Below are 6,843 nucleotides of genomic sequence, written 5' to 3'. Positions count from 1 at the left end.
GTGTTTTTCTTGTGGGGTTTCCCGGGAGATACGAGGGCCGGGAAACCCCATGACGTACTGGGGAGGAATTCCGAACTGGTGCAACAGCAGGGCGGGGGTACCGGGCCGACCTGCCGACCGGGCTCAGAGGCGACCGGCAGCCTTGAGGGCCAGATAGGCGTCGGCGAGGGCCGGCGGTAGATCGTCGGGGGCGGCATCGACGACCAGGGCACCGTGGCGGCGGAGCTCCTCCGCTGTGCGAAGCCGCCTTGCTTGGGTCTGAGCGCCCGCAGCGGCCTCGTAGACCGCGTCCACGGTTCCTCGGGCATCCGCCATCTTCTTGACGTATGGGTCGGCCACCGAGGCCACCAATACGGTGTGGCGTCGGGTCAGGCGGCGCAGGACCGGTAGCAACCCCTCCTCCACATGCGTGGCGTCCAGGCCCGTGAGAAGCACGACCAAGGACCCACGAGGGGCGTCGGCCAGGGCCGCTGCACCGAGGCCCTGGGCATCCGTCTCCACCAGCGTAGGCTCGACCGACGCCAGAGCGTGCACCATGGCCGGCAGAACCTCACCCGCGGACTTCCTCTGCACACGTGCCCGGACGCGGCGATCGTAGGCGAGCAGGTCCACCCGGTCGCCCGCGCGGGTCGCGAGCGCCGCCAACAGCAGAGCCGCGTCCAGAGTGGCATCCAGGCGTGGAACATCCCCGACCCGGCCGGCCGACGTCCGCCCCGTGTCGAGGACCAGGAGAATGTGTCGGTCACGCTCGGGACGCCAGGTGCGCACCGCGACGGAGGACTGGCGCGCCGTGGCCCGCCAGTCGATGGAACGGGTGTCGTCGCCGGGGACGTACTCACGGAGGCTGTCGAATTCCGTTCCCTCCCCGCGTGTGAGCACGCTGGTACGGCCATCGAGCTCACGGAGTCGGGCGAGGCGCGACGGCAGATGCTTGCGACTGGTGAAGGGCGGCAGGACACGCACCGTCCACGGGACCTGGTGATTGCCCTGCCGGGCCGCGAGCCCCAGGGGACCGAACGAGCGGACCGTGACCCGCTCGGCTCGACGGTCGCCACGACGCGTCGGCCGCAGGAACGTGGTCAAGCGTCGGCGTTCGCCCGCCGGGACCGTCAGCGTCTGCCGAGACGCGTTCTGAGCCTCGCCGACCGGCCAGCTGCTGGGCGGCCAGGCATCGCGCAGGTGAGCCCGCAGACGCCGACGCGAAGGATTGGTCACGGTGAGTTGCACCTCGGCCGCTTCGCCGAGTCGAACGCTTGTGTCACCGGATCGGGTGAACTGAAGGCTTCGCACTGGTGCGGCCAGGGCATAGTCGCACAGAATTGCCAGGGAAAGCGGTGCGTTGACTGCGAGCAGACCGGTCCAGCTGGGAGCCAGGATGCCTACGGGGAGTGACCCCAGGGCGGCCAGCAGGGCGGTTCGTCCGGTAAGGGCCACGGTCAGCGCCTCAGCGGGGTACGGGGACGTGGGCGAGGACCGAGGTGATGACGGAGTCGGGCGTGACTCCTTCCATCTCCGCCTCGGGCCGCAAGTGGATGCGATGACGAAGAGTGGGGAGGGCGAGCGCCTTCACATCATCCGGAATGACGAAGTCACGGCCGGTGAGCCAGGCCCAGGCACGGGCCGTGGACAGCAGGGCGGTGGCGCCTCGGGGAGACACCCCGAGGGAGAGGGAGGGGGACTCGCGTGTGGCGCGACAGATATCGACGACATAGCCGGCGATCTCGGGAGAGACCTTGGTCCGGGAAACGGCCTCACGGGCCGCTTCCAGGTCGCCCGGTCCTGCGACCGGGCGTATGCCCGCTGAGGCGAGGTCGCGCGGGTTGAAGCCGTCGGCATGGCGGGTGAGGACGTCGATCTCCTCCTCGCGCGACGGCAGGGGAACTGTCAGTTTCAGGAGGAACCGGTCCAGCTGGGCCTCGGGGAGCGGGTAGGTGCCCTCGTACTCGACGGGGTTCTGCGTGGCCGCCACCAGGAAGGGGTCGGGCAGAGGCCGAGGAGTGCCGTCCACGGTGACCTGGCGTTCCTCCATCGCTTCCAGAAGGGAGGACTGCGTCTTGGGAGGCGTGCGGTTGATCTCGTCGGCAAGCAGCAGATGCGTGAAGACAGGGCCGGGCTGGAAGGAGAACTCCGCAGTGCGGGCGTCGTAGACCAGGGAGCCGGTGACGTCGCTCGGCATCAGATCGGGAGTGAACTGCACGCGCTTGGTCTCGAGTTCGAGCGAGGCGGCGAGAGCCCGGACCAGAAGGGTCTTGGCCACGCCGGGAGCGCCTTCGAGGAGGACGTGGCCCCGGCACAGCAGAGCGACGACGAGACCGGTGACCGCCGGGTCCTGGCCGACCACGGCCTTGGCGATCTCGGAGCGCAACGCTTCCAGGGACGCGCGGGCGGTGTCGCCGTTCGCGAGGGGCTCGGTGGTCCCGGCGGGCACCGGGGGCGGGGCGCTCATGAGGTGCGTACCTCTCTTTCGAGGGTGTCGAGTTGGTCTGCCAGTTGTACAAGGGCCGCGTCATCGGAGGGGGTGGGGCCGAAGAGCAGCGCGCGGACCCGGGTCTCGGCTCCGCCGAGTCGGGTCGAGACGGCGGGGACGAGCGAGGAGGGGGAATCGGAGTCCCGGGCGGGGACGCCGAGAAGGGCGGCGAGACGGACCCTGGACGCGGTGCGCAACGCGTCGGCGGCCCGGCCACGGGCGTTCGCCCTGCGGTAGAGACGGGCTCGGCCCTCGGCGGACTCGGACGCGCGGATGGCGACGGGCAGCCGTTCGCTCACCAGGGGGCCCAGGCGGCGGGCTCGCCACACGGCGGCCAGCAGAGCGGCGAAGGCGAGCTGCAGGGTCCCCCACAGCCAGCCATGAGGAATCAGATCGGTGAAGCCGCGTTCGGCCCGGTCGTCGTCGGACGACGCGGCAGCGGCATCGGTGAGAGAGGGGAGGTACCAGACCAGATGCGGGCGGGAACCGAGAAGTTGCAGAGCCAGGGAGGCGTTGCCCTGCTTGGCGAGACGGGAGTTCTGGAGGAGATCGGAGGAGCCGAGGAGCACGGTGTCCCCGGTGCCCTGACCGAACAGCAGCAGGGTGGGGAGACCGCCGCTCGGGAAGCAGGAACTGGTGGCGGGGGCGTCCGAGGCATAGCGGAAGCCCCCCGCCTCGATGGCGCCGGCGCGCCGGGCGGCCGGAAGGGAACACTGCGGCGTGCGCGTGGCCGTCGGTGCGGCCGTTTCGGCGCGGACGCCGGGGACCAGGGCACCGACGGACGAAGGGCCTGCCGCGACGATCACGGTGCGGCCGCCCGAGTGGGCCGTCCTGGACCTCAGTTCTTCCAGCCGCGGCTGTGCCAGGAAGTCGGGGGCGGCAACGAGCAGCGTGGTGTCGGGGCCGGTCCGGGCCGTGGCCTCGTCCAGGGTGGTGGCGACGTGCACGGAGACGCCGCGGTCCTTCAGGAGTTCGGCGACGGCCCGGCTGCCGGCGCGGTCGGCGGAACGCGGGTCGAGCCGACCGTGCTGATCGCCGGAGCGCACGGTCGCCAGCGCGACCCCGGCGGCGACGAGTACGAGAAGGGCGAGCAGCACACCGCGGACGCGGGACCAGATCTGCCGCGTGGTGAGCGCGGTCGAGGTGGCGGAGCCGGCGGAGAGCGAGGCGGCGGTCCGGGTCATGCGGACGCTCCCGGGGCCGCGGCGGTCGTCAGGAGCGGCTTCGCGGCTTCGAGGTCGGTGTCCAGGTCGCGCATGGACAGATACGCCCGCTGGTCAGCGGCGCGGTCGCCGTATGTGACCTCGTCGAACTCCTCGGCGGCGGCACGAAGGCGTGGGGCGTGCGAGGGCAGCAGGCGTGCGGCTTCGGCGGCGGCCTCGTCGGCGGTGCGTCCCGGGCGGGGATCGAGCAGGGCCCGTTCCTCCAGGGAGCGGACGATGGCACGCATGCGTTCCTGGACCGCTTCGTTCCAGCGACGGGCGTCGGCGTGGCTCTCGGCGGCGGCCCGGTGCTCGGCGGCCGTACGCGGGGCGTCGTCGAAGAGGGACGTGGTGGAGCGCGCGGCCCGGCGCGGGCTGCCCAGCCGCCACCAGAGCGCGGCCAGCAGGCCGATGACGACCAGGACGAGCACGACGAGGCCGAGCGGACCGCCCGGCGCCGCGCCGGAAGCCGCGTCGAGGAGGTCGCCGATCCAGTTCCAGAGCTGGTCGAGGCCTCGGCGGAGCAGGCTGGGGTCGTTCTCGTGGTACATCGGTTTGGACAACTCGTGCTCCGCGGCCTCGCGGGCCGGGACCCGCGGAGTGTCCACGGGTACGTCGCCGCTCGCACGGATCAGCAGGCGCGCGGCTGTCGAACCCCCCACCCCCGACACGACATCAGCTCCTGGTCTCGTATCCGGGCACGCCCGCCGCCCGGGCGAGTTCGAGGTCGAGCGCCTCGCGGCGGATGCGCTGGTCGATGTAGAGCAGGGCCATCACGCCGGCGGAGAGCGGATAGGTGATCGTCGTGGCGATCACCTGGCCGATGCCGGAGACGATCAGGAACGGCCAGCTGAAGGAGAGGGAGCCTTCGTCGAGGAGGGAGCCGGCCGCGTCCCCGTCCATGACCATGGCGACGATGGTGAACGGGATGACGACGACCATGGCCACGACGGCGGTCAGCACCCCGGTGAGGGCCAGCACGCCGAAGGTCCGCCACCACGCGTTCTTGACCAGCTTCGCGGAGCGGCGCATGGAGGTCGTGATCGACTGGCGTTCCAGCATCAGGGCCGGGGAGGCCAGGCAGAAGCGGACCATCAGCCAGATCATGACGACGACCGCCGCGAGGAAGCCGATGACCATGAGTCCGGCGCCGGCGATGGAATCGACCAGCAGGCCCGGCAGCAGGCCGAGGGCCATGATCCCGGCGCTCATCAGCGCCAGCAGCAGGGTCAGCCCCAGCAGATGCGGCAACCTGGGCCGGGCCTCGGCCCAGGCGTCGGCGAGCGTCACCGGGCGGCCCAGCACCGAGCGGCTGATGACCACCGTCAGCACGGATGTGGTGATCAGTGTGGCGATCAAGGTGATGAACATGGCCGGCACGTCGTTGATCAGCGTGGACTGGGCGGAGTCCGCGCTCTGCCGGAGCGCTTCCGCGCCGGTCGCGCCCGGGTCGATCACGACCGGGTCCGGCATCAGATAGCGCTGAATGAGCAGCGTCATGATCTCGGCGACCACGGACACGGCCAGGCTGACGCCGAGCACGGTGCGCCAGTGGGCGCGCATGGTGGAGACGGCGCCGTCGAGGATCTCGCCGATGCCGAGCGGACGCAGCGGGATGACACCGGGCTTGGCGGCGACGGGCGGCTGCCCCCAGCCCGGCTGGGGAGCGCCGCCCCAGCCGGGGCCGGGAGGAGGCATACCGGGACCGGCGCCGGGAGCGCCGGGCGGGGACCACTGTCCTGCCGGCGGCTGTGCGGACGCCCAGTCGCCTGTCGGACCGGCGCCGTCCACGGGTTCGGCGGGCCGGGGCCCGTCGGCCCCCTGACCCTCGGAGGGGGCAGATCCGGGCGAGGCCCAGCCCGGAGTGTCGTTCATTCTCGCTCCTTAACGGTCCCGTCCGCTCATCGGCATGGCAGGTCGGCAGCCCATCGTGCCACGCGTCGCTACGGCGCGGGCCGGGCCCAGCGTCTCCTTCCGCCTTCGTCAAGGGGCGGCCCAGCGGGCAGACTGGGCGGATGGCTGATCAGGACGAGCAATCTCCGGTGGGCGCCGAGCCTTCCGCCCTATCCGTACTCCGCTGGGACGAGCTGCCGGAGGGGCCCGTACTGGTGCTTCTCGACCAGACACGGCTGCCCGCGGAAGAGGCCGAGCTGGTGTGCCCGGACGCGCCCGCGCTGGTGCGGGCGATCCGGACCCTGGCGGTCCGCGGGGCGCCGTTGCTGGGCATCGCCGGCGCCTACGGGGTGGCGCTCGCGGCCGCGCGGGGGGACGACGTCGAGGCGGCGGCCCGGCTGCTGGCGGAGGCGCGGCCCACCGCGGTGAACCTGGCGTACGGGGTGCGGCGGGCCGCAGCCGCGTACCGGGCGGCCGGGGAGACGGCCGGGGAGAAGGGGGCGGATGCCAGGAAGGCCGCGCAGGCGGCGCTGGCCGAGGCGAGGGCGCTGCACCGGGAGGACGCCGAGGCCAGTGCGCGCATGGCGCGGCACGGGCTCGCGCTCCTGGGCGAGCTCCTGCCGGCCGGCGGCCACCGGCTGCTGACCCACTGCAACACCGGCGCGCTCGTGTCGGGCGGGGAGGGCACCGCGTTCGCGGTGGCGCTCGCGTCGCATCGGCAGGGGCGGCTGAGCCGGCTGTGGGTGGACGAGACGCGCCCGCTGCTGCAGGGCGCCCGGCTGACCGCGTACGAGGCGGCGCGCAACGGCATGCCGTACACGCTCCTCACGGACAACGCCGCGGGGTCGCTGTTCGCCGCGGGGAAGGTGGACGCGGTGCTCATCGGCGCCGACCGGATCGCGGCGGACGGCTCGGTGGCGAACAAGGTCGGCAGCTACCCGCTGGCGGTGCTCGCGAAGTACCACCACGTGCCGTTCGTCGTGGTGGCGCCGACCACGACCGTGGACCGGGGCACCGCGGACGGCGCGTCGATCACCGTGGAACAACGACGGGGGGATGAAGTGACCGAGTTCACAGCCTTGCGGGGCGGGGCGGAGGAAGGGGGTCCCGGCGGGGCGCCCGTGGCACCCGCCGGGACCGCCGCGTACAACCCCGCGTTCGACGTCACGCCGCCGGAGCTGGTCACGGCGATCGTCACGGAGGAGGGAGTCGTCTCCCCGGTCACCGGGGACGGACTGGCGGAGCTGTGCGCCAGGTCATCGCAGGTAACGATTGGCTGAT

6 protein-coding genes are annotated in these 6,843 nt (G+C 72.3%); 1 reads left to right on the top strand and 5 read right to left on the bottom strand.

Annotation, left to right across the window (positions count from 1 at the left end):
- Positions 1 to 123: 123 nt before the first annotated feature.
- Genes WA762_RS27170 through WA762_RS27150 form a run of 5 tightly spaced genes read right to left on the bottom strand, consistent with a single transcriptional unit; the run spans position 124 to position 5,544 of the window.
- Positions 124 to 1,434: a DUF58 domain-containing protein gene (locus WA762_RS27170; RefSeq protein WP_335939107.1), complete on the bottom strand. Its 1,311-nt coding sequence runs from the start codon at positions 1,432 to 1,434 to the stop codon at positions 124 to 126.
- Between the two features lie 10 nt (positions 1,435 to 1,444).
- A complete protein-coding gene (locus WA762_RS27165) occupies positions 1,445 to 2,446 on the bottom strand; it encodes an AAA family ATPase (RefSeq protein ID WP_335939106.1) in 1,002 nt (333 codons plus the stop codon).
- A complete protein-coding gene (locus WA762_RS27160) occupies positions 2,443 to 3,651 on the bottom strand; it encodes a DUF4350 domain-containing protein (protein WP_335939105.1) in 1,209 nt (402 codons plus the stop codon). Before WA762_RS27160 ends, WA762_RS27165 begins: the two co-directional genes overlap by 4 nt.
- On the bottom strand, positions 3,648 to 4,340 hold the full coding sequence (locus WA762_RS27155; RefSeq protein ID WP_335939104.1) for a DUF4129 domain-containing protein: 693 nt from the start codon (positions 4,338 to 4,340) through the stop codon (positions 3,648 to 3,650). Before WA762_RS27155 ends, WA762_RS27160 begins: the two co-directional genes overlap by 4 nt.
- A gap of 4 nt (positions 4,341 to 4,344) precedes the next feature.
- The gene (locus tag WA762_RS27150; protein WP_335939103.1) at positions 4,345 to 5,544 is read right to left on the bottom strand and encodes a glycerophosphoryl diester phosphodiesterase membrane domain-containing protein; all 1,200 of its coding nucleotides are present in this window, start codon (positions 5,542 to 5,544) and stop codon (positions 4,345 to 4,347) included.
- A gap of 140 nt (positions 5,545 to 5,684) precedes the next feature.
- Here WA762_RS27150 and mtnA point away from each other — a divergent pair, with 140 nt between their 5' ends.
- Positions 5,685 to 6,842: an S-methyl-5-thioribose-1-phosphate isomerase gene (gene mtnA / locus WA762_RS27145; RefSeq protein WP_335939102.1), complete on the top strand. Its 1,158-nt coding sequence runs from the start codon at positions 5,685 to 5,687 to the stop codon at positions 6,840 to 6,842.
- Position 6,843: the final 1 nt, after the last annotated feature.

The sequence above is a fragment of the Streptomyces tyrfis genome, from assembly GCF_037034285.1.
Lineage (GTDB): Bacteria > Actinomycetota > Actinomycetes > Streptomycetales > Streptomycetaceae > Streptomyces.
The sequence above is the reverse complement of the archived record's forward strand: the minus strand, read 5'-3'. Positions and strand labels throughout refer to the sequence as shown.